This window comes from Cupriavidus sp. 30B13 (assembly GCF_049059565.2).
Lineage (GTDB): Bacteria > Pseudomonadota > Gammaproteobacteria > Burkholderiales > Burkholderiaceae > Cupriavidus.
The window spans coordinates 1,750,569-1,771,053 of record NZ_CP188224.1; the positions used below are offsets into that span (position 1 = coordinate 1,750,569).

Below are 20,485 nucleotides of genomic sequence, written 5' to 3' on the forward strand. Positions count from 1 at the left end.
CGCGGGCGCTTCAGTGCTTCAGCGCGCCTGCGCGCTCAGCGCGGCCTCGATGCCGCGCACGCTTTCCACCAGCAGCGGGCGCACCGTTTCCAGCAGCATGGCGGCCGGCACGATGGCGGTGGGGCCGCTGCACGACAGCGTCATCGGCGGCAGGGCCAGGCCCGGGCGGAACGCGGCGGCGATGGAATTGATGTCGGGCAGCCATTCGCCGAACGACGTGGTGCAGCCCATGCGCCGCACTTCCGCGCGGCTGTTCGCCACGATGGCGTCGGCGCGCGCGCCGTCCAGGCCGTCATGGCGGCGGAAGGCGGCCAGCGCCTGTTTCCGCTCGGCCGGCGGCAGCGCCTCGAGGTAGGCGCGGCCGGCGGCGGTGGTCAGCCCGGAAATGCGCGTGCCCACCGCGACGCGCAGCGTCAGGTAAGACTCCGACTGGCAGTTCTCGTAGATCAGCATCTGCGCGCGGTCGCGCACGATCAGCGAGGTCACGCCCTGCGACAGGTCCGCCAGCGCCCGCATGAAGGGCCGCACCACTTCCAGCACGTCCACGCCCTGCTGCGCGGCGGGCGCCATCGCCAGCGCCGAGCTGCCGAGCTGGTACTTGGCCTGCTCGGCGTCCAGGCGCAGGTAGCCCAGCTCGGTCAGGGTATGGGTCAGGCGCGACACGGTCGACTTGGGCAGGCCGCAGCGCTGGGCCAGCTCGGCATTGCCCAGCCGCGTCTCGTAGCTGCGGAAGCAGGCCAGCACGTCGAGCCCGCGCGCCAGCGCGGTGACGAAATGCCGGTCTTCCTTGGGCTGGGCGCCGTCGTCGGGCGGCTGCTCCCCGCCGCCCGGGTTGTCCGGGTTGCCGGGGTTGTCCAGATTGTCCATGCGTGGGCCTTGGCGGGCGGGCGCGGACGCGGATCAGCCGGCCGACGCCAGCATCTCGCGCAGCTTTGCCTTGAGGATCTTGCCGGACGGCGCGGCCGGCAGGTGCTCCACGACGCGCACTTCGTGCGGCATCTTGTACGGCGACAGGCGCTCGCGCAGGAACGCGCGCAGCGCGGCCTGGTCCAGCGCCATGCCGGCGCGCACCTCGACGAAGGCGATGACTTCCTCGTTGCCCTCCACCGCGCGGCCCACCACGGCGGACTGCAGCACGGCGGGGAAGGCGTTGACCGATTGCTCGACTTCCTCCGGGTACACGTTGAAGCCGGAGTGGATGATGATCTCCTTGGAGCGGCCGACGATGGACACCGCGCCGTCGGCGTCGATGCGCGCCAGGTCCCCGGTATGCAGCCAGCCGTCGGCGTCGATCACCTGGGCGGTGAGGTCGGGGCGGCGGTAGTAGCCCTTCATCACGTTGGGGCCGCGCACCAGCAGCTCGCCGCTGCCGTCCGCCAGCGGGTCGCCCAGGCGGATCTCCACCTCGGGCACCACCGGGCCGACCGAGCAGTCGGTGCGCGGGGATTCCACGCGCGTCTGGCACACCGTGGGCGAGGTCTCGGTCATGCCGTAGCCGTTGTTCAGCACGATGCCGAAGGTGCTCTCGAAGGCGGACTTGAGCGAGGCCGTCAGCGGCGCGCCGCCGGACTGCGCCATGCGCAGCGCGGGCGCGCGCAGCGGCGTGGCCTGCGCGCGGCCCCATTCGATCAGCTTGGCGTACAGCGCCGGCACGCCGTGCAGCACGGTGAGCTGCTGCTCGGCCAGCGCCCGGGCCAGCGTCTCGGGGCGGAAGCGCGGCTCGTAGAACACCGTGGCGCCGTTGGAGAGCGGGCCCACCAGCAGCACCGACAAGCCGTACACGTGCGACATCGGCAGCACGCCGTAGACGCGGTCGCCCGGCTGCACGCGGCCCTGCATGCGGTTGGAGCGGCCGATGAACATCATGTTGGCGTGCGTGAGCATCACGCCCTTGGCCGCGCCGGTGGTGCCGGTGGTGTAGATCAGCGCGGCGACCTGGTCGCGCGCGGCCGGCTCGACCGGCTCGGGCACCGCCGCGGCGTTCACGGCGCCGACCAGCAGGCGGCCCACGTGCGGCCACTGCGCCTGCCGGGCGCCGCGCGCCAGGCCATGCTCGCGCGCCTCGGCGTGGGCGCCGTCCAGGTAGAGCGCCACGCGCGCGCCGGCGTGCTCGATGATGTTGTCGATCTCGCGCTGCGACAGGCGCGCGTTGACCGGCACCGCCCACGCGTCGAGCGAGCTCAGCGCCAGGATCAGCACCGCGCAGCCCACGCAGTTCTCGGTCACCAGCACCACGCGGTCGCCGCCGCCCACGCCCAGCTCCGCCAGCGCGCGGGCGGTGCCGGCGATGGCGCCGTCCAGCTCGCCATAGCGCAGCGAGCGCTCGGCATCGGCCAGCGCCACGCGCTCCGGATGGCTGCGCACCCACGGCGCGATGGTCTGGTGCAGGCGGGTGAAGCTGGAAGAGGGGACGTGGGAATCGGTTGCCGGCGCGGACGCGCCGGGCGTGGTGGTGCTGCTCATGAGTGTCTCCGGCAAGGCTTCCGGCGTGGCCGCCGGATTTGTTCGATGGCGGCAATACTCCCACCGAACGCCCTGGCCGTCAACTGCACCGTGGAATCACTGTTCTGCATTGCAGAACAGTGATCGAGGCGCGGATATCGGCACAGATATCTGCACGGATATCGGCACCCATATCGGCACGGATATCAGAAGCGGAAGCGCGCCACGCCGGCCGCCAGCCCCGCGGCCTGCTCGTCCAGGCTCGCCGCCTGCGCGGTCACGGCCTCCACCAGCGCCGCGTTCTGCCGGCTGGTCTGGTCGAGCTGGGCCACCGCCGCGCCCACCGCGCGCACGCCCTGCGCCTGCTCGTCGGCCACGCCGCACAGCCGCCCGGCCAGGACATGGCTCTGGCCCACCGCCTGCTCGATGCCGCCCATGGCGCTCACCACCTGCTGGCTCAACTGCGCGCCGCGCGCGATCTCGGCGGTGGCCTGGCCGATGGTGGCGCGGATCTCGCGCGCCGAGGCGGCGCTGCGCTGGGCCAGCCCGCGCACTTCCTCGGCCACCACCGCGAAGCCGCGCCCGGCCTCGCCCGCGCGGGCCGCCTCGACGGCCGCGTTGAGGGCCAGGATATTGGTCTGGAAGGCGATGCTCTCGATCACCGCCACCGTTTCCGCCACGCTGCGCGAATGCCCGTGCACGGCGTCCATGGCGCCGCTCATCTCGCTGACCACCGCCATGCCGGCGTCGGTGGCCTGGCGCGCCCGGCGCGCCATCTCGCTCGATTCCGTGGCCTGCTCGCGGGCCTGCCCGACCAGGGTGGCGAGGCGGGCCACGCTGTCGGTGGCGGCGGCCAGCGCGCTGGCCTGCAGCGCGGTGCGGCGCGACAGGTCCTGGTTGCCCGCGGCGATGCCTTCGCTGGTGGCGGCGATCTCGCCCGACGAGCGCCGGATGTCCGCCAGCACGCCGGCGAGCTGGTCGCGCATGCGGGCCAGCAGGCACATCAGGCTGCGGTCGTCGCCGCGGCGCAGCGGCACCGCCTGCCGCAGGTCGCCGGAGGCGATGCGGCTGGCGACCTGGGCCGCGTCCGCCGGCTCGCCGCCGAGCTGGGACAGCAACTGGCGCGCGGCAAACCAGGCCAGCGCCGCGGCCGCGGCCAGGCTGGCCAGCAGCATGGCCACCATCAGGCCCTGGGCGTGCAACTGGCTGGATGCCACCTCGGCCACGGTGTCGGCGGCCTGGCGCTCTTGCCGGGTGCGCGCGGCCTCGACCACGGTGGCGAGCTTCTGCAACTGCTCGCCGAGGAAATGGCCGTCCACGGAGACGGCGCTGTCGAACTGCAGCGCGTCGAGCGGCTGCTTGCGCAGCAGCGTCACGTAGCCGGCCAGCAGCCGGGCGGCGCTGTCGCGCTCCTTCTGCAGCGCGTCGGCCTGCGCCGGCGTGGCCGCGCGCACCACCGTGAGGGCCTGGTCGAGCCGCGCCAGGGCGTTGTCGATGTCGGCGACGGCGGTGTCGCGCTCGCTGCCGCTGGTGGCCATGGTCAGGGAAAGCTGGGCCCGCTCCAGCCGGGCCAGCGCCGACTGCGCGCGCTCGGCCGCGATGGCGCCCTGCATGTCGCGCTGGTAGAGGGTGTCGGTCATCTGCTTGACCGACACCAAGCTGAAGATGCCGGTCAGCCCGACCGCCGCGCCGAACGCGTAGACCAGCGCGAAGGCCACGCACAGGCGCGCCGCCAGCGGCAGCCGGCCCAGCCAGGCAGGCAGCCGCGGGCGCGCGCGGCGGGAGGAGGTGAATCGGACGGCTTGCAACACGGTGAGGAACTCCGATGGACCTGGCGGTCCGCACATACTGACCCTGGGTGTCGCCGTCCTGGGCCGCCGGAAGCGGGCGTGCGCCGGCGGCGACCTCGTTGTGCCGCGCATGCTGGAATACCGCCGTGACAAAACCATGACACCCTGGCCGGGCATTGGGGTAATGCCGGTTGTCATCGCCCTGTCACATGACTGACATGAAATACGCGTGCGTCGCACCGGTCCCCCCATATTTCTCCCGCATCGCCGCTCATTCGCCGCTCATTCGCCGCCTACCTGCCGCGTTTATCCCGCCACCGCTCACGTTTCGTCACGTCCGTCCGTTAATCCGTTCATGTCCAACGCTTCCTTCCTGGCGGGCGAACCCCTGCCGCGGCTGCGCTTGCCGCCGCTGCACGCTGTGTTCCAGCCCATCGTGGCGTTCGGCACCGGCGAGATCCTCGGCTACGAAGCGCTGGTGCGGGGCCCGTCCGACACGCCGCTGGCCATGCCCGACGCGCTGTTCCGCCTCGCCCGCAACGAGGCCGACACCGTGCAGATCGAGCTGGAGGCGGCGCGCACGGCGCTGGCCGCCTGCGCCGCGCTCGGCCTGGCGGGCAGCCTGTTCCTGAATTTCAGCACCATGGCGCTGCGCTACCTGCTGGCCGACGGCGGGCGCGCGCTGGAAGCGCTGGTGGCCGGCAAGATCGATCCCGCGCGCGTGGTGATCGAGGTCACCGAGCAGGCGCAGATCGAGCATGCCGAGCGCTTCGGGCAGGCCATGGGCGTGCTCCACGAGCTGGGCATGCAGTACGCGCTGGACGACTTCGGCAGCGGCCACGCCAACCTGGACCGCCTGATCCACCTGACGCCGCACTACGTCAAGCTGGACAAGTCGCTGGTGCGCGGCATCGGCACCAGCCCGCGGCGGCTGGAGATCGTGCGGACCATGCTGGCGCTGGCCAAGGCGCTGGGCGGCGCGGTCATCGCCGAAGGCATCGAGGACGCCGACGAGCTGGCGGTGCTGCGCGATCTCGGCGTGCCCTTCGGGCAGGGCTATTACCTGGGGCGGCCGGCGGCGCAGCCGGTCACCGCCGTCGCGCCGCAGGCGCGGCAGGCGCTGGTCTCCAAGCAGATCGCGGTGTTCCCGCAGACGGTGCGCTCGGCCCGCCCGGGCGTCGCGGCCGGCAAGCTGATGCGGCCCGCGCCGGCGGTGCGCGCCGGCACCACCAACAACGCGCTGCTGGACCTGTTCCACGCGCGGCCCGGCCTGCACGCGGTGGCCGTGGTCAACGACGACGGCACGCCGCTGGCCATCGTCAACCGGCATTATTTCCTCGACCGCTTCACGGCGCCGTTCCACCGCGAGCTGTACGGCAAGAAGGACTGCATGGCGATGGCCAGCCGCGCGCCGCTGTGCTTCGACAAGGGCGCCGGCATCGACGAGATGGCGCAGGCGCTGTCGGGCGAGGACCAGCGCCCGCTGGCCGACGGCTTCATCGTCACCGACCACGGGCGCTACGCGGGCCTGGGCACCGGCGCCGACCTGATCCGCGCGGTCACCGAGATCCGCATGGAGGCGGCGCGCTATGCCAACCCGCTGACCTTCCTGCCCGGCAACATGCCGCTGAACCGCCATATCGACCGCCTGCTCGACGCCGGCGCCGAGTTCCACGCCTGCTATGTCGACCTGAACCACTTCAAGCCCTACAACGACCAGTACGGCTACTGGAAGGGCGACGAAATGCTCAAGGGCGCGGCCGCCTTCCTGGCGCAGGCCTGCGATCCGGCCCGCGATTTCCTCGGCCACGTCGGCGGCGACGATTTCCTGGTGCTGTACCAGAGCCCCGACTGGGAAACCCGCACGCGCACCGCCATCGCGCAATTCAATCGGGCCGCGCGCGAGCTGTACAGCAGCGCCGACCGCGCGGCCGGCGGCATCCACGGCGAAGACCGCCTCGGCCAGCGCACCTTCTTCCCCACCGTGAGCATGGCCGCCGGCGCGGTGCGGGTGGGCGCGCGGCCCGCCGCCGGGACGGCCGGCGCGCGGCGCCTGGACAGCAGCCATATCGGCGCCGCCGCGGCCACCGCCAAGCGCGAGGCCAAGAAGGCCAGCAGCGGCTTTGTCGTGATCGACCTGCGCGAGCTCGCGCGCGAGGGGCGGCTGCGCCCCTGAGCCGCGCTCGCGGGCCGGCTCAGAGGCCGCGCCGCCGCGCGCGCGCGCCCATCGCGGCCGCCGTTTCCTCCAGGCGGTACCCCTGCCCGTAGACCACCGCCAGCACCACCCCGTTGCCCGGATGCAGCGCCAGCGTGCGGCGCAGGCGCGAGACCAGGTTCGCCAGCGCGCGCGAGCCCGGCGGCAGCGCATAGCCCCAGATCGCCTGCTCGATCTGCGCATGTGGCATCACGCGCCCGGCGCCCGAGAACAGCAGCGCGGCGAGGTCGAATTCCTTGGGCGTGAGCGGCACGCGCTGGCCGCGGAAGATGGCGCGGTGCGACAGGCAGTCCAGCGTATAGGGGCCCAGCGAGATGGCCGCGCCCGCGGCCGGCTCGCGGGCGCCGGTGCGGCGGCGCAGCGCATGCAGCCGCGCCACCAGTTCGCGCGCGCGCAGCGGGCGGATCATGTAGTCGTCGGCGCCGGCCTGCAGGGTGTTGACGACCGAGTCCTCGTCGCGCCGGTCGGACAGCACCATCACCGGCAGCTCGCCGCTCCACGCCGCGCGTACCGCGCGCACCGCCTGCACCGCGGGCATGTCGGCCAGTTCATGGTCGATCAGCACCACGTCGTAGCCCGAGCGGTCGATGCGCTGGAACAGATCCCGGCTGGCGTGGTAGGTGTGGCAGTACAGGCCGGCGCGGACCAGGGAGTCCGAAAGGGCCTCGGCCTGGACCGAGCGGTCCGCGAGCAGTGCGATCTTCATGGGGAGATATCCAACTGGCGTTCGGGCAAATGGCGGGCCGGCGCGCGCACCGGCCGCCCGGCCAGACGGGCAGCCATGCGCAGGAAGGGGCTGGAGGGGGCCTGTCCCGCAAGGCGATGCGGGCAGCATAGTGCGCGGCGGCGGCGATATCGCTCGGAGTAGTCCGCAAGCTCAGGCAGAGCATTCCCAAAATGGCCGGCGACTCATCTTGCACGGTCCGGGAGCCGGCATGCGGACCGGCCGGCGGCGGCCGGGATTGCGGCGCCGCCGGTACAGGATTTGTCCGAAGTTGGCGCCCGGTGTTATCCACAGGATATGTGGATAAAAGGTGTCCGCGCCGGGCGCGCGGCCAATGGCGGCGGCCCTGCGTCGGTCTGATTAAATTTTAGGCAGGCCGCTGCGGGACCCCTCGCCACCCCTCCCGCGCCGGCGCGAAGGCACGCCCGGCGGCAACCGCCAGGCGGCGGTCGCGGCAGGGACCGAGGGGAGGGGGACGGGAGGAGGACGGTGGGGCGGGGCGGCTCAGAACGCCGAGATCGGCCGTCCGGTCAGCGGGTAGTTGGGATCGTTGTAGCCATGCGTGGAGGCATGTCCCGGGCGCACCAGGTCGTCCACCATCGCTTCTTCCGCGGCCGACAGCGTCACGCCCACGGCGCCGAAATAATCCTCGAACTGCGCCAGCGTGCGCGGCCCGGCGATCACCGAGCTGACGATGGGGTTGGCCAGCACCCAGGCCGTGGCGAACTGCCCGAGCTGCAGCCCGCGGCCGTCGGCATGCTGCTTGAGCGTCTGCGCGATGACCAGCGATTCCTCGCGGAACTCGGTTTCCATCATGCGGCGGTCGGCGCGCCCCGCGCGCGAATCCTGCGGCGGCTGCTGGCCGGGCAGGTACTTGCCGGTCAGCACGCCGCGCGCGATCGGGCTGTAGGGCACCACGCCCAGGCCGAAATGCTGGCAGGCCGGCAGGATCTCCACTTCGGGCATGCGGTTGAGCAGGTTGTAGTAGGGCTGGCAGGCCACCGGGCGCGGCACGCCGAGCTGGTCGCACAGGCGCGCGATCTCGGCGATGCGCCAGCCGCGGAAGTTGGACACGGCCCAGTAGCGGATCTTGCCCGCGCGCACCAGGTCGCCCATCGCGCGCACCGGCTCTTCCAGGTTCTCGCCGGGGAAGTCGCGGTGCAGGTAGAGGATGTCGAGGTAGTCGGTGGCCAGGCGGGCCAGGCTGTCTTCCACCTCGCGCAGGATCCAGGTGCGCGAGTAGTGCGAGCGGTTGGGCGCGGCGTGCATCGGGTTGCCGAGCTTGCTGGCGAGGATCCAGTCGTGCCGGTCGGCGGCCAGCAGCCTGCCCACCATGCGCTCGGAGCCGCCCTTGCTGTAGACGTCGGCGGTGTCGATGAAGTTGACGCCATGCGCGCGGGCGCTGTCGACGATGCGGCCGGCTTCGGCCTCGTCGGTCTGGTCGGCGAACATCATGGTGCCGAGGCACAGGGCCGATACCTTCAGGTTGCTGGCGCCCAGGCGCCGGTATTCCATCTTGAACTCTGACATTGCGGTCTTCCTTGACGATGCGGGGCTGCGGCGGAACGAAAAACGCTACAGCTTAACGCTTGCCGCGAAATCCTGCCGCGCCTATGCCAGAATGGCGGGCATTGTGATCCGTCGCCGGCAGGCGACACCCGCGAGGTCCCCAACGGTCATGCCCAGTCCCTCCCTGATTGCCGTGATCGTGCTGGCCTTCCACCTGCTCGGCATCCTCGCGGCCCTGCATGCGGTGATGACGGTGCGCACGGCGCCGGGCGCCATCGCGTGGGCGGGCTCGCTGGTGATGATGCCGTACTTCACGCTGGTGCCCTACCTGATCCTGGGCAGCAGCAACTTCGCCGGCTACGTCAACGCGCGCCGCTTCAACAACGACCGCCTGCGCGAGGTCACGCACGACATGGACGCCGGCGAGCGCGCCGCGCGCGACGCCTGCGTGGTGCACGAGCCCGAGCAGGCCTGCCTGCGCGCCTTGCCGCGCCTGACCGGCATGCCGTGCCTGGCCAACAACGCGGTGCGCCTGCTGGTCAACGGCGAGGACACCTTCGCGGCGATCTTCGCCGCCATCGCCGCCGCGCGGCAGGTGGTGATCGTGCAGTTCTTCATCGTCCACGACGACGAGCTCGGCCGGCGCCTGCAGGACCTGCTGTGCGAGCGCGCGGCCGCCGGCGTGAAGGTGTATTTCCTCTACGACAGCATCGGCTCGCACGCGCTGCCCGGGCACTACGTGAAGCGGCTGCACGCCGGCGGCGTGGAGGCGCGCGCGTTCGCCACGCGGCGCGGCTTCGTCAACCGCTTCCAGCTCAATTTCCGCAACCACCGCAAGCTGGTGATCGTGGACGGCGCCTGCGCGTTTACCGGCGGGCACAACGTCGGCAACGAATACCTTGGCCTGAAGCCGCCGCTGGCGCCGTGGCGCGACACCCATATCGAGATCCGCGGCAGCGCCGTGCTGGACCTGCAGATGGTGTTCGCCGAGGACTGGTACTGGGCCGCGCGCGAGGTGCCGATGCTGCTGCCGCCGCCGGCCGCGCCCGCCGGCGGCATGACCTGCCAGGTGGTGCCGTCGGGGCCGGCCGACGCGCAGGAAACCTGCTCGCTGTTCTTCGTCGAGGCGATCCAGGCGGCGCGCCGGCGGGTGTGGATCACCAGCCCGTACTTCGTGCCCGACGAGGCCGTGTTCGCGGTGCTGCGCCTGGCCGTGCTGCGCGGCGTGGACGTGCGCATCCTGCTGCCGGCGCGCCCGGACCACCTGGTGGTGTTCGCGGCCTCCACGCTGTACGCCTACCAGGCCATCTGCGCGGGCGTGAAGATCTACCGCTACCAGCCGGGCTTCCTGCACCAGAAGGTGATCCTGATCGACGACGAGGCCGCCGCGGTGGGCAGCGCCAACCTCGACAACCGCTCGTTCCGCCTGAACTTCGAGCTGATGGTGATGACCGCGGACCGCGGCTTTGCCGCCGGCGTGGCCGCCATGCTCGAAGACGATTTCGCCCAGGCGCGCCGCATCGGCCGCGACGAGTACCTGGGCGGCCCGCGCCTGCGCCGCGTGGCGATGCACGTGGCGACCCTGTTCGCGCCGATCCTGTAGCTGTCCTGCAGCCGCCCGCGCCGCTAGATATCCCCCTGCGGCACCTGCCGCGGCCCGGCGGTGGGCCAGTCGCGGCGCATGATGATGTAGGTGAACGACGTCGACCAGCCGATCAGGATCAGGCCCACCAGCGGCTCGATGCTGGCGATCAGGCGCGTCGCGCCCACCGGCGAGATGTCGCCCAGGCTCTGCGTGGTGTAGGTCTCCAGCGAGAAGTAGATGTAGGTGATGGGCTGGACCGGCTGGGGCCCGCCCAGGCCGCCGAGGCCGAGCACGTGGCCGGCCACCCAGTAGCCGCCGCCGAACACGATGGCTTCCACGCAGTGGGCCACGATGATGCACACGATCAGCACGCCCACGTTGACGCGCCCGGACCAGCGGTGCGGGCTCATCGCCGACAGGAGCCGCAGCGCTTCGTAGTGGATGACGACCACTATCACCGTGAGCACGCTGGCGCAGAGCAGCGCCAGAAGATCGTGGGAGCTGAATTGCATCGGTCTGTCCTCATGTTGCCCTGCAATAGGCATAGTGACCGCCGCGCGCGCCCGGGCGTTCCGCCGGCGCGCGTATCAGTGCCGTCACAAACTGCCTGGAATGTAACGGCGGATCACGCGGATTGCCAGTACGCGGCATGGCGCGGCGCGGCGGAGTGGCGAAACGGTGGCGTGGCCGTGGGAAGGCCAGGGAGGGCGGGGGGCCGGCCGGGTCTGACCGCGGGACTATTCGAATTCGACGTAGATCTCGCCGCGCGGGCCGTCGTAGCCCAGGCGCGGCACCTTGCCGTGCTCGCGGCTGGTGCGCGCCAGCGCGCGCAGCTCGGCCTGGCGGCCGGGTTCGCGCAGGTTGCGGCGCGCGCCGGTGCTGATCTCGCTGGGGCCGCATTGCGGATTGTTGCAGCCGTACAGCACCCATTGCCCGTAGCTGCCGTGGCGGGGACGCGCCTCGGCCGGGTTGCCGCACAGGGGACACACGTCTTGTTGTCTTCGGGTCATTGCCGGGTCCCGCGCGCCAGGGCGCATTGGCTCGATGACATGGAATCCCCAGTCTGCGCAGTTCGGCGGTTCAAGGCTTCCCCCCTTGAGAGGGGGAAGCCGGGCCCCGGCGCGGCAGCGGGCGCGTTCATGCGGTGTGCAGCAACAGCGCCACCGGCAGCATGGCCAGCACTTCTTCGAGCGGCAGCCGTCCGGCGCGCGCCAGCAGCGGCCGGCCGGTCAGCGCGTCCACCCAGCGGCTGTCCTCGCCGAGCCCGGTGTGCAGCTCGGTGCCGCGCCATTGCGCGGGCGGCACATGCGGCACATCGGCATGGCACAGGCGGGCCGCCAGGCGCGTGCCGACCGCCAGCGCCCGCACTTGACCGTGGCTGCGCGCGCCCGCGATGGCATGCGCCGCCAGCGGGCCGGCCACGGTGGCGGGGCGGTAGCCGCCCTCGGCGAACAGCGCGGCATGCGCGCGGCGCGCGGCCAGCACCGCGCGGATCAGCTGCAGCTTGAGGCGGCCGTCCTGCCAGCCGGCCAGCCACGCGGGCCAGCCGGCCGTGTCGGCCAGCGCGGCGCGCAGCTTGCCGAACGCCACCGGGCGGCGGTTGTCCGGGTCCACCAGGCTCAGGTCCCAGTCCTCGGTGCCCTGGTAGCGGTCCGGCACTCCGGGCGCGGTGAGCTGGAGCAGCACCTGCGTCAGGCTGTTGAGCGCGCCCGGCACGGCGATGCGGCGCGCGAAGGCGGCGATGCCGGCCAGCACGCTGGCGCCGCCGCCGCGGCCCAGCGCCGCCAGGAAGTCCGCGCAGCCCTGCTCGTAGGGCGCGTCGGGGCTGGTCCAGCTGCCGTGCCGCTTGGCTTCGCGGATCGACTTGCGCTGCCATGCCTGCACGCGCTCCAGCACGGCGGCCACGCCGCCGGGATCGGCGGGATCGGCGGGATCGGCGGGGTTGGCGGGATCGGCGGGATCGGCGGGATCGGCGGGATCGAGCGCCGCGGGCCACGCGCCGACGAGGGTCTGGTAAAGCATCAGGCGGTCGGCGCCGTCCGGCGCGCGCGGCAGGCCCGCCAGCAGCGGTTCGCACGCGCGTTCCCATTCGTCCACCGCCCGCGTCCATTCGCCGGGCAGCTCGCTCAGCACGGCCAGGCGCATGCGCGCGTCCTCTCCGCGCTTGTGGTCGTGGGTGGCGGTGGCCAGCATGGCGCGCGGCCACGCTTGCGCGCGCCCGGCCAGGCCGGCGTGGAATTCGTCCGGCGAGAGGGCCAGCACGGACGGGTCGCTGCCCACCTCGTTGCGCGACAGCAGGCGGCCGTAGCGGTAGAACACCGTGTCCTCGGCGGCCTTGGCGGCCAGCGGCGGCATCAGTTGCTGCACGCGCGTGCGGGCCTCGCGCAGCACCGTGCTGTCGCCGGCCGGGTCGGCCAGCCACGACAGCAGCTGCTCCAGCGCGGGCCGGTCGGTGGCGGCCAGCGTGGCGCGCGCGGCGGCGGCGGCCCGCGCCAGCACGGCCGGGTCCTCCGGCGCGCGCGCGCGCTCGCTGAAGTAGGTGCGGTAGACCGGCAGCGGCACCAGCAGCGCGGCCAGCGCGCGGCGCAGGCTGGCCAGCGTGAAGTCGCGGGTGGCGGGCTCGGCGCGCGCGCAGGCGTGCAGGCGGCGGCTCGCGCCTTCGTACTCGGTCACCAGGTGATGGGACAGCATATCGGCGCGCGCGGCCAGCACCTGCTCGCGAAAGCCCTGCGCCTGGCCGGTGGTGCGCCGCCACAGCGCGTCCAGCGCGGCGGTGCCGTCGCCGTCATGGAGCACGGCGGATACCGCATCCATGAAGTCATAGCCGGTGGTGCCGTCCACCAGCCAGTCGGCGTGCACGGCTTCGCCGGGCGCCAGGATCTTTTCGACCACCAGCCACGGGCATTGCAGCGCGCGCCCCGCGGGCCGCTCGGGCGCGAGCGCGGTGAGCTGCGCGCGCAGGCGCTGGCAGTACGCGGCCGGGTCGGCCAGGCCGTCCACGTGGTCAACCCGCACGCCGTCGATCCAGCCCTCGCGGAACAGGCGGAAGACCAGCGCATGCACCGCGTCGAACACCGGCGGCTGCTCCACCCGCATGCCGACCAGGTCGCTGACCTCGAAGAAGCGCCGCCAGTTCAGCTCGTCGGCCGCGGCGGGCCACCACGCCAGGCGGTAGTGCTGCTGCTCCAGCAGTTCGTGCAGGCGCGCGCGGCCGGCCGGCTCGCGCGCGTCGAACAGCGCGGGCAGGCCGCAGGCGGCGCCGTCGACGGTGTCCTCGGCCAGCGGCAGCGTCTGGCCGCTGTGGCACAGCACCGGCTGGCCGGCGGCCGCGTTGAAGCGCACCGTCAGCTCGCCGGCGCACAAGGTGTCCCAGTACGGCTTGTCCAGCACCGGCAGCAGCACGCGGCCGTGCAGGTCGGGGTCGGGCGAGTGCCAGTCGATGTCGAAATGATGGGCGTAGGCGCTTTCCGCGCCGCGCGCCAGCACGTCGCGCCACCACGGGTTGTGCTCGGCGCTGGCGGCCATGTGGTTGGGCACGATGTCGAGCACCAGCCCCAGGCCGTGCTCGCGCGCGCGCCCGGCCAGGTGGTAGAAGCCCTCTTCGCCGCCCAGCTCGGGATTGATCGCGCGGTAGTCGGTCACGTCGTAACCGTGCGTGGAGCCCGGGCGCGCGGCGAACACCGGCGACAGGTAGAGATGGCTGACGCCGAGCGCGGCGTAGTAGCCGGCCTGCTCCGCCGCGTGCGCGAAGGTGAAGCCGGCATGCAGTTGCAGTCGCGCCGTGGCGCGCGGCGGCAGGCAAGGCTGGGACATTCAGTGTTTCTCCGGGAGCGGTGGCCGCGCGGGCGCGGCGGGGTGGCGCGCGTCGCCGCGTAACGCGGCGATGCGCCGGCGTACCGGGGCGAGCTCGGGCAGCGTGCGCACGTCGGCGTCGAGCCGCCGCTGCCAGTTGGGATGGCCGCTCACGGTGCCGGGCAGGTTGGGCTGCTCGCGCGCGCCCAGCAGGTCCTCCACCGGCACCAGCCGCAACGGCGTGGCGGCGCGGCCGAGCCACGCCAGCACGGCGTCGAGCGGGGCGTCGTCGGGCGCCGGCTCGGGCCCGCCGGCCAGCCCCGCGGCGGCCAGCGCCTGCCACAGCGCGGTGCGCTCGCGCGCGCGCGCCACCAGCGCGCCGGTTTCGGTCTCGCCCGCGCCGAGCTGGCCCAGCCGCGCGCGCCAGGCGATGTCGCGCCCGGCCCACCAGCCCGCCACGGTGGGCAGGTCGTGGGTGGTGGTGGTGGCCACCGCCTCGGCGGGCCAGCGCTCGGGCGGCAGGAAGTCCGCCACGGCCGGCGCCGCGCCGCGCCGGGCCGGCGGGAGGGAAGGGGGAACGGCAGGCGGCGCGGCCGCGCGCTCGAACCACAGCACGTCGATGCCCAGCATGCCGCGCGCGGCGAGGCTGTCGTTGAAGCTGGCCGGCACCGTGCCGAGGTTCTCGCCGATGATGATGGCGCGGTGGCGCCACGATTCCAGCGCGATCAGCCGCAGCAGGTCCTGCAGCGGAAAGCGCAGGTAGGCGCCGGCCGTGGGCGGCGCGCCGTCGGGCACCAGCCACATGCGCGCCAGCCCCAGCGCGTGGTCGATGCGCAGGCCGCCCACCGCGCCCAGGTTGGCGCGCAGCATCTCGATGAAGGCGCCGAAGCCGTGCCGGCGCAGCGCGCGCGGCGAGAACACCGAGACGCCCCAGCCCTGGCCGAGCGGGTTGTACAGGTCGGGCGGCGCGCCCGCGCTCACGCCCGCCAGCATCTCGGCCTGGCGCGCCCAGGCATGGCTGCCGCCGCCGTCGGTGCCGACCGCCAGGTCCGCCACCACGCCGATCGCCATGCCGGCCGCGCGCGCGCGGCGCTGCGCGCCGGCCAGCCCGTCGGCGGCCAGCCATTGCAGGAAGGCGTGGTAGCTCACCGCGTCGGCGTGGCTGCCGGCGAAGGCTTCCACCGCGGCCGCATCGGGCGTGTGCCGGGTGACCGGCCACTGGCGCCAGTCGGCCGCGGCGGCGGCCTCCGCGGGGCTGCCGGCGGCCGCCAGGTGGTGGGCCTGCAGCGCCTCGAAGCGCGCGTGCGCCTCCAGCGCCGCGCCGCCCTGCTGGCGGAACGCGCGGCATGCCTCGGCCGCGCGCGCCGGCAGCAGCCGGGCGCGCTGCTGCCACAGCCATTGCAGGATGGCATTGCGCGCCGCGGCCAGCGCGGGCCAGTCGATTTCCGTGCGCGCTTCCAGCGCCTGCATGGTGTTGCCCAGGCCGAGCGCGGCGATGGCCTGGTTCACCGCCTCCTGGCCGAAGGCCGCGGCGGGGTCGGCATAGAGCGGGTTGAGGAACAGGCGGCTGGACGGCGAGTATGGGCTGTAGCGTTCCGGCAGCGCGCCAAAGCCGGCATGCAGCGGGTTGATGGCGACCGCGTCGGCGCCGGCGCCGGCGGCGGCCTCGCAGCATTCGGCCAGCGTGGTCAGGTCGCCCAGGCCGGTGGCCGCGCCGCGCCGCAGCGAATACAACTGCGCCGACAGGCCCCACGGCCGCTGGCCGCCGGCGGCGGCGCGCGCGCGCAGCGCGTCGGCCACGCCGAAGCAGCGTGCCGGCGCCACCGCCAGCGTCACCTCGGCGTCGCCGAGCAGCAGCCGGTGATAGCCGATGGCATCCACCGCCGGCAGGCGCATGCCGCCGCCGGCATGGCGCCGCGCGGTGCCGGTGACCACGCTGCCGTCCTCGAGTTCGAGCCGGTAGGCCTGCTGGGTGAGCGTGTGCACGAGCGGCACGATGACGGGCCGGCCCCGGTCCACCGTCAGCAGCGGCGGCAGCGCCAGCGCGGCGTCTTCGGCCGCCAGCTGCGCGCGCGAGGCTTCGCACTGGCCGACGGTGGCGCCCTCCAGGCCGAAGGTGGCGAGGATGGCGCGCAGCACGTCGGGTTCGACTTCGCGCGCGCGGCCCTGCGCGTCTTCCCAGTGCACCATCAGTCCGGCGCGGTCGGCCAGGGTGTGCAGCGCCTGCACGGCGGCGTCGGCCGGGCGGGCGGCGCGGGCGGCGGGGTTGGCCGGGCCGGCGGGAACTTGCCTTGGGTGGGGATCGGAGTCCATGCGGGTTTCGCTGAGGTGGCTAGGGTTGCGCGGCGCCCGGCGCGGCGCCGTCGAGGCAGGCGATGGCGCTGGCCGGCAGCAAGGTGCCGCCGGCCAGCGCCTGCATGGCGCCTTCCCGGCTCTGCGCCAGCAGCCGCTCGGGGATCGCGGCGGGCAGGCCCGGCAGCACGGACGGCGCCGGCGCGTCGCCGAAGTTGATCCAGATCGTCAGCAGCGCGCCGTCGCCGAGGCGCCAGCTGGCGGCCAGCGCGCGCTCGCCGAGGATGCGCACGCCCGCGCTGGCGCTGCCGGCCAGCCGCGGCGCCAGTTCGCGCCGGCGCGCGGCCAGCAGCGCGCGGTAGTACTGGCTCCAGGCGTTGTCGCCTTCGAGCGGCGGGCGCGAAGCCTCGAAGGTGGCGGGGTCGTTGGGGTCCGGGATCAGTGCCGCGCGCGCGGGGTCGGCAAATGCCGCCACCGCGCCGAACTCGCGCCGGCGGCCTTCGCGCACCGCCTCGGCCAGCGCCGGCGGGTGGCTGGTGAAATACAGGAAGGGCGTGGCGGCGCCGTATTCCTCGCCCATGAAGACCAGCGGCACCTGCGGGCACAGCAGCTGCAGCAGCACCGCCGCGCGCAGCGCGTCCTCGCCGGCCAGGCTGGCCAGGCGCTCGCCCAGCGCGCGGTTGCCGGTCTGGTCGTGGTTCTGCAGGAACAGCACGAAGGCGGTCGGCGGCAGCGCGGCGCTGGGCTGGCCGCGGCGCCCCGGCCGGCCGGGGCGGCTGCGCGTGGGCGAGGTCTCGCCCTGGTAGGCGAAGCCTTCGGCCAGCACGCGCGCCAGGTGGTCCAGCGCGGCGGCGTGCGGGGTGTCGGCGCCAGGCCACCGCGCGCCGCCGGCGGGCGCGGCGTAGTCGCCGTAGTCGCCGTAGTAGCCGTCCTGCTCGCCGGTCAGCAGCACGTGCAGCGCATGGTGGCCGTCGTCGTTCCACTGCGCGTCGTAGCCGGCGGCGAGCAGGCCGGCATCGTTGTCGTCGTTTTCCAGCACCAGGTGGATGTGGCGCGCCGGATGGCGCGCGCGGATCTCGCCGGCCAGCTCGGGCAGCCAGCCTTCGTCGGCGATGGCGTGCACGGCGTCCAGGCGCAGGCCGTCGAAACGGAAATCGTCCAGCCAGTACAGCGCGTTCTCGGTGAAGAAGCGGCGCACCTCGGGCCGGCGGAAATCGATGGCCGGGCCCCACGGCGTGCGCACGTCGTCGCGGAAGAAGGCGCCGGCGTACTGGGGCAGGAAATTGCCTTCCGGCCCGAAATGGTTGTAGACCACGTCGAGCAGCACCATCATGCCCAGGCCGTGGGCGCAGTCCACCAGCGCGCGCAGTTCGTCCGGGGTGCCGTAGCTGGATTCCGGCGCGAACGGCAGCACGCCGTCGTAGCCCCAGTTGCGCCCGCCGGGAAACTCCGCCAGCGGCATCAGCTCGACCGCCGTGAAGCCGAGCGCGGCCAGGCGCGGCAACTGGCGCGCCGCGCCGGCATAGCCGCCGCACAGGCCCACGTGCATTTCGTAGATCACCGCTTCCGGCCAGGGCCGGCCGAGCCAGAACGGGTGGCACCAGGCGTAGGCGGCCGGGTCGCACAGCAGGCTGGCGCCGTCCACGTCGGCGGCCTGCGCGCGCGCGGCGGGGTCGGGCACGATGGTGCCGTCGTCGAGGCGGAACCAGTAGCGCGCGCCGGGGCAGCAGGGCACGACGGCTTCCAGCCAGCCTTCGCCCGGCCCGGGATCGTCCTTGGGCGGGCACATCGGCACCGGGCCCATGCCGGCGATTTCCAGGCGGATGGCCTGGCCGGCGGCGGCGGCGCCGGGCGCCCACAGGCGGAAGCGCGTGCGCCCGTCGTCGAGCCGGCAAGGCCCGAACGACGGCACCGGCGGTGATGTCGACTGAGATGGCAAGGCGTTCATGATGCGGCCTCCTTCGGTGGCCGTTGCGGCTTGGGTGGCTAGCGCCATTGCGGGTCCGGTGCGTGTGCCGGGCCGCCCGCGTCCGGGCGCGCCGCCAGCAGCAGCACCACCGAGTGGGCCGGCACGCGCACCGTGGGCGTGCCGGCGGGTTCTTCCGGGGCGCCGGGCCGGCTGCTGTCGAGCAGCACGCGCCAGTCCTGGCGCGGCTGCGGCATGCTGAAATCGGCGTCCTCTGCGCCGGCGTTGAGCAACAGCAGGGTGACCTGGGCGTGGCCGCCCGGCGCGGCGGCCGCGCGCTGCAGCGCCAGCGTGCGGGCCTCGCCGCTGGACCACTGCTCGGGCGTGAGCGGCTCGCCGCCGGTGTCGAACCAGGCGATGTCGGGCAGGCCCGGCTCGACTTCGTGCCGGCCGTGCGCGAAGCGGGTCTGGGCAAACGCGTGCAGGCGCCGGCGCAGCGCCAGCAGGCGGCTGGCGAACGCGGTCATGGCGCGCCCGGCGTCGCTGTCGGCGTGTTCCCAGTCGAGCCAGGACAGCTCGCTGTCCTGGCAATAGGCATTGTTGTTGCCGTGCTGGCTGCGGCACCATTCGTCGCCGGCGGTGAGCATCGGCGTGCCGTGCGAGAGCAGCAGCGTGGCCATCAGCGCGCGCGCCACGCGGCCGCGCGTCTCCAGGATGGCGGGGTCGTCGGTGGGGCCTTCGACGCTGCCGTCCGGGCTCCAGTTGGCGCTGGCGTTGTCGTCGGTGCCGTCGCGGTTGTCCTCGCCGTTGGCCTCGTTGTGCTTGCCGCTGTAGCTGACCAGGTCGGCCAGCGTGAAGCCGTCGTGCGCGGTGATGAAATTGACCGAGGCCCAGGGCTTGCGGTGGCGCCGGTCGAACAGGTCGGCCGAGCCGGCCAGGCGCGCGGCGAGGTCGCCGCGCTGGCCCGCGTCGCCGCGCCAGAAGCGGCGCGCGGTGTCGCGGAACTTGTCGTTCCACTCGGCGAAACCGGGCGGGTGGTTGCCGACCTGGTAGCCGCCCGGGCCCAGGTCCCACGGCTCGGAAATCAGCTTGACGCGCGACAGCACCGGGTCCTGCAGGATGGCGTCGAAGAAGCCCGCGCCGGGGTCGAAGCCGGTGCCCTCGCGGCCCAGCGTGCTGCCCAGGTCGAAGCGGAAGCCGTCCACGTGGAAGCACTCCACCCAGTAGCGCAGCGAGTCCATCACCATCTGCAGCACGCGCGGGTGCGAGGTGTTGAGCGTGTTGCCGCAGCCGGTGTCGTTGATGTAGTGGCGCTCGTCGCCGGGCATGAGGCGGTAGTAGCTGGCGTTGTCCAGGCCGCGCCACGACACGGTGGGTCCCAGCTCGTTGCCTTCGCAGGTGTGGTTGTAGACCACGTCGAGGATGACCTCCAGGCCTGCCGCGTGCAGGCGCCGCACCGCCACCTTGAATTCGCTCAGGTGGCCGTTGCCGAGGTAGGCCGGCTCCGGCGCGAAGTACGACATGGTGTTGTAGCCCCAGTAGTTGCGCAGCCCGCGCTCCAGCAGGAAACGGTCCTGCAGGAAGGCATGCACCGGCAGCAGCTCCACGGTGGTCACGCCCAGCGCCTTGAGGTGGTCGATGAAGCGCGGGTCGCACAGCGCGGCGAAGGTGCCGCGCGTGTGCGGCAGCAGGTCGTGGCGCAGCATCGACAGCCCGCGCGGATGCACCTCGTAGATCACGGTCTGTTCCCACGGCACCGCCGGCGGGCGGTCGTCGCCCCAGTGGAAGCTGGCGTCGACCACCACGCCCTTGGGCATGGTGGGCGCGCTGTCGCGGCGGTCGGGCGTGAGGTCGGCGCGCGCGCTTTGCAGACGGTAGCCGAACAGCGCGTCGGACCAGCGCACCGGGCCGCTGAGCAGGCGCGCATAGGGATCGAGCAGCAGCTTGTGCGGGTTGAAGCGGTGGCCGTGGGCGGGCTCGTAGGGGCCGAAGGCGCGGTAGCCGTACACCGTGCCGAGCGCCGCCTGCGGCAGGTAGCCGTGCCAGATCTCGTCGGTGCATTCGGGCAGCGTCAGGCGCGCCAGCTCCTTGCGGCCGTTGTCGGAGAACAGGCACAGGTCGATGCGGCTGGCATTGGCGGAGAACACGGCGAAGTTGATGCCGAGTCCGTCCCAGTGCGCGCCCAGCGGGTAGGGCTTGCCGGGCAGCATGCGGGTGGCGGGGGCGAGGG

At 73.3% G+C, this 20,485-nt stretch carries 13 protein-coding genes; 2 read left to right on the forward strand and 11 right to left on the reverse strand.

What is annotated here, in order from left to right; all coding sequences use genetic code 11:
• Nucleotides 1-18 precede the first annotated feature (18 nt).
• The 3 genes from ACKI2N_RS26890 to ACKI2N_RS26900 all read right to left on the reverse strand — a co-directional run bounded on the left by ACKI2N_RS26890 (nucleotide 19) and on the right by ACKI2N_RS26900 (nucleotide 4,253).
• Nucleotides 19-867: an IclR family transcriptional regulator gene (locus ACKI2N_RS26890; RefSeq protein WP_420991868.1), complete on the reverse strand. Its 849-nt coding sequence runs from the start codon at nucleotides 865-867 to the stop codon at nucleotides 19-21.
• Between the two features lie 33 nt (nucleotides 868-900).
• Nucleotides 901-2,463 carry a class I adenylate-forming enzyme family protein gene (locus tag ACKI2N_RS26895; protein WP_420991869.1) on the reverse strand — a complete coding sequence of 521 codons (1,563 nt, stop codon included), beginning with the start codon at nucleotides 2,461-2,463 and terminating at the stop codon, nucleotides 901-903.
• Between the two features lie 185 nt (nucleotides 2,464-2,648).
• On the reverse strand, nucleotides 2,649-4,253 hold the full coding sequence (locus ACKI2N_RS26900; protein WP_420991870.1) for a methyl-accepting chemotaxis protein: 1,605 nt from the start codon (nucleotides 4,251-4,253) through the stop codon (nucleotides 2,649-2,651).
• A gap of 334 nt (nucleotides 4,254-4,587) precedes the next feature.
• On the opposite strand from ACKI2N_RS26900, the gene ACKI2N_RS26905 reads away from it, so the two are divergent.
• Nucleotides 4,588-6,408 carry a phosphodiesterase gene (locus ACKI2N_RS26905; protein ID WP_420991872.1) on the forward strand — a complete coding sequence of 607 codons (1,821 nt, stop codon included), beginning with the start codon at nucleotides 4,588-4,590 and terminating at the stop codon, nucleotides 6,406-6,408.
• A 19-nt stretch (nucleotides 6,409-6,427) separates the two neighbouring features.
• Here ACKI2N_RS26905 and ACKI2N_RS26910 read toward each other — a convergent pair whose 3' ends face one another.
• Together ACKI2N_RS26910 and ACKI2N_RS26915 are read right to left on the reverse strand one after the other, a co-directional pair.
• Nucleotides 6,428-7,153: a response regulator transcription factor gene (locus ACKI2N_RS26910; protein ID WP_420991873.1), complete on the reverse strand. Its 726-nt coding sequence runs from the start codon at nucleotides 7,151-7,153 to the stop codon at nucleotides 6,428-6,430.
• 522 nt (nucleotides 7,154-7,675) lie between these two features.
• Nucleotides 7,676-8,701 carry an aldo/keto reductase gene (locus tag ACKI2N_RS26915; RefSeq protein ID WP_420991874.1) on the reverse strand — a complete coding sequence of 342 codons (1,026 nt, stop codon included), beginning with the start codon at nucleotides 8,699-8,701 and terminating at the stop codon, nucleotides 7,676-7,678.
• A gap of 148 nt (nucleotides 8,702-8,849) precedes the next feature.
• On the opposite strand from ACKI2N_RS26915, the gene cls reads away from it, so the two are divergent.
• The gene (gene cls, locus ACKI2N_RS26920; RefSeq protein WP_420991875.1) at nucleotides 8,850-10,283 is read left to right on the forward strand and encodes a cardiolipin synthase; all 1,434 of its coding nucleotides are present in this window, start codon (nucleotides 8,850-8,852) and stop codon (nucleotides 10,281-10,283) included.
• A 23-nt stretch (nucleotides 10,284-10,306) separates the two neighbouring features.
• Here cls and ACKI2N_RS26925 read toward each other — a convergent pair whose 3' ends face one another.
• From ACKI2N_RS26925 to glgX, 6 genes are all read right to left on the reverse strand, one after another.
• Nucleotides 10,307-10,777 carry an ion channel gene (locus ACKI2N_RS26925; protein ID WP_420991876.1) on the reverse strand — a complete coding sequence of 157 codons (471 nt, stop codon included), beginning with the start codon at nucleotides 10,775-10,777 and terminating at the stop codon, nucleotides 10,307-10,309.
• 225 nt (nucleotides 10,778-11,002) lie between these two features.
• Nucleotides 11,003-11,275 (reverse strand): hypothetical protein, encoded by a 273-nt coding sequence (locus tag ACKI2N_RS26930; RefSeq protein ID WP_420991877.1) that lies wholly within the window; start codon nucleotides 11,273-11,275, stop codon nucleotides 11,003-11,005.
• A 127-nt stretch (nucleotides 11,276-11,402) separates the two neighbouring features.
• Nucleotides 11,403-14,078, reverse strand: a complete 2,676-nt coding sequence (gene treY / locus ACKI2N_RS26935) for a malto-oligosyltrehalose synthase (RefSeq protein ID WP_426990852.1) — start codon at nucleotides 14,076-14,078, stop codon at nucleotides 11,403-11,405.
• A complete protein-coding gene (malQ, locus tag ACKI2N_RS26940; protein ID WP_420991879.1) occupies nucleotides 14,079-16,370 on the reverse strand; it encodes a 4-alpha-glucanotransferase in 2,292 nt (763 codons plus the stop codon).
• 19 nt (nucleotides 16,371-16,389) lie between these two features.
• On the reverse strand, nucleotides 16,390-18,297 hold the full coding sequence (locus ACKI2N_RS26945) for an alpha-amylase family glycosyl hydrolase (protein ID WP_420991880.1): 1,908 nt from the start codon (nucleotides 18,295-18,297) through the stop codon (nucleotides 16,390-16,392).
• A gap of 38 nt (nucleotides 18,298-18,335) precedes the next feature.
• Nucleotides 18,336-20,465, reverse strand: a complete 2,130-nt coding sequence (gene glgX / locus ACKI2N_RS26950; protein ID WP_420992070.1) for a glycogen debranching protein GlgX — start codon at nucleotides 20,463-20,465, stop codon at nucleotides 18,336-18,338.
• Nucleotides 20,466-20,485 lie beyond the last annotated feature (20 nt).

Coding starts and splice junctions, on each gene's coding strand:
- ACKI2N_RS26890 (WP_420991868.1), bottom strand. CDS start 867: ATGGACAATCTGGACAACCCCGGCAACCCGGACAACCCGGGCGGCGGG.
- ACKI2N_RS26895 (WP_420991869.1), bottom strand. CDS start 2,463: ATGAGCAGCACCACCACGCCCGGCGCGTCCGCGCCGGCAACCGATTCC.
- ACKI2N_RS26905 (WP_420991872.1), top strand. CDS start 4,588: ATGTCCAACGCTTCCTTCCTGGCGGGCGAACCCCTGCCGCGGCTGCGC.
- ACKI2N_RS26910 (WP_420991873.1), bottom strand. CDS start 7,153: ATGAAGATCGCACTGCTCGCGGACCGCTCGGTCCAGGCCGAGGCCCTT.
- ACKI2N_RS26915 (WP_420991874.1), bottom strand. CDS start 8,701: ATGTCAGAGTTCAAGATGGAATACCGGCGCCTGGGCGCCAGCAACCTG.
- cls (WP_420991875.1), top strand. CDS start 8,850: ATGCCCAGTCCCTCCCTGATTGCCGTGATCGTGCTGGCCTTCCACCTG.
- ACKI2N_RS26925 (WP_420991876.1), bottom strand. CDS start 10,777: ATGCAATTCAGCTCCCACGATCTTCTGGCGCTGCTCTGCGCCAGCGTG.
- ACKI2N_RS26930 (WP_420991877.1), bottom strand. CDS start 11,275: ATGACCCGAAGACAACAAGACGTGTGTCCCCTGTGCGGCAACCCGGCC.
- treY (WP_426990852.1), bottom strand. CDS start 14,078: ATGTCCCAGCCTTGCCTGCCGCCGCGCGCCACGGCGCGACTGCAACTG.
- malQ (WP_420991879.1), bottom strand. CDS start 16,370: ATGGACTCCGATCCCCACCCAAGGCAAGTTCCCGCCGGCCCGGCCAAC.
- ACKI2N_RS26945 (WP_420991880.1), bottom strand. CDS start 18,297: ATGAACGCCTTGCCATCTCAGTCGACATCACCGCCGGTGCCGTCGTTC.
- glgX (WP_420992070.1), bottom strand. CDS start 20,465: ATGCTGCCCGGCAAGCCCTACCCGCTGGGCGCGCACTGGGACGGACTC.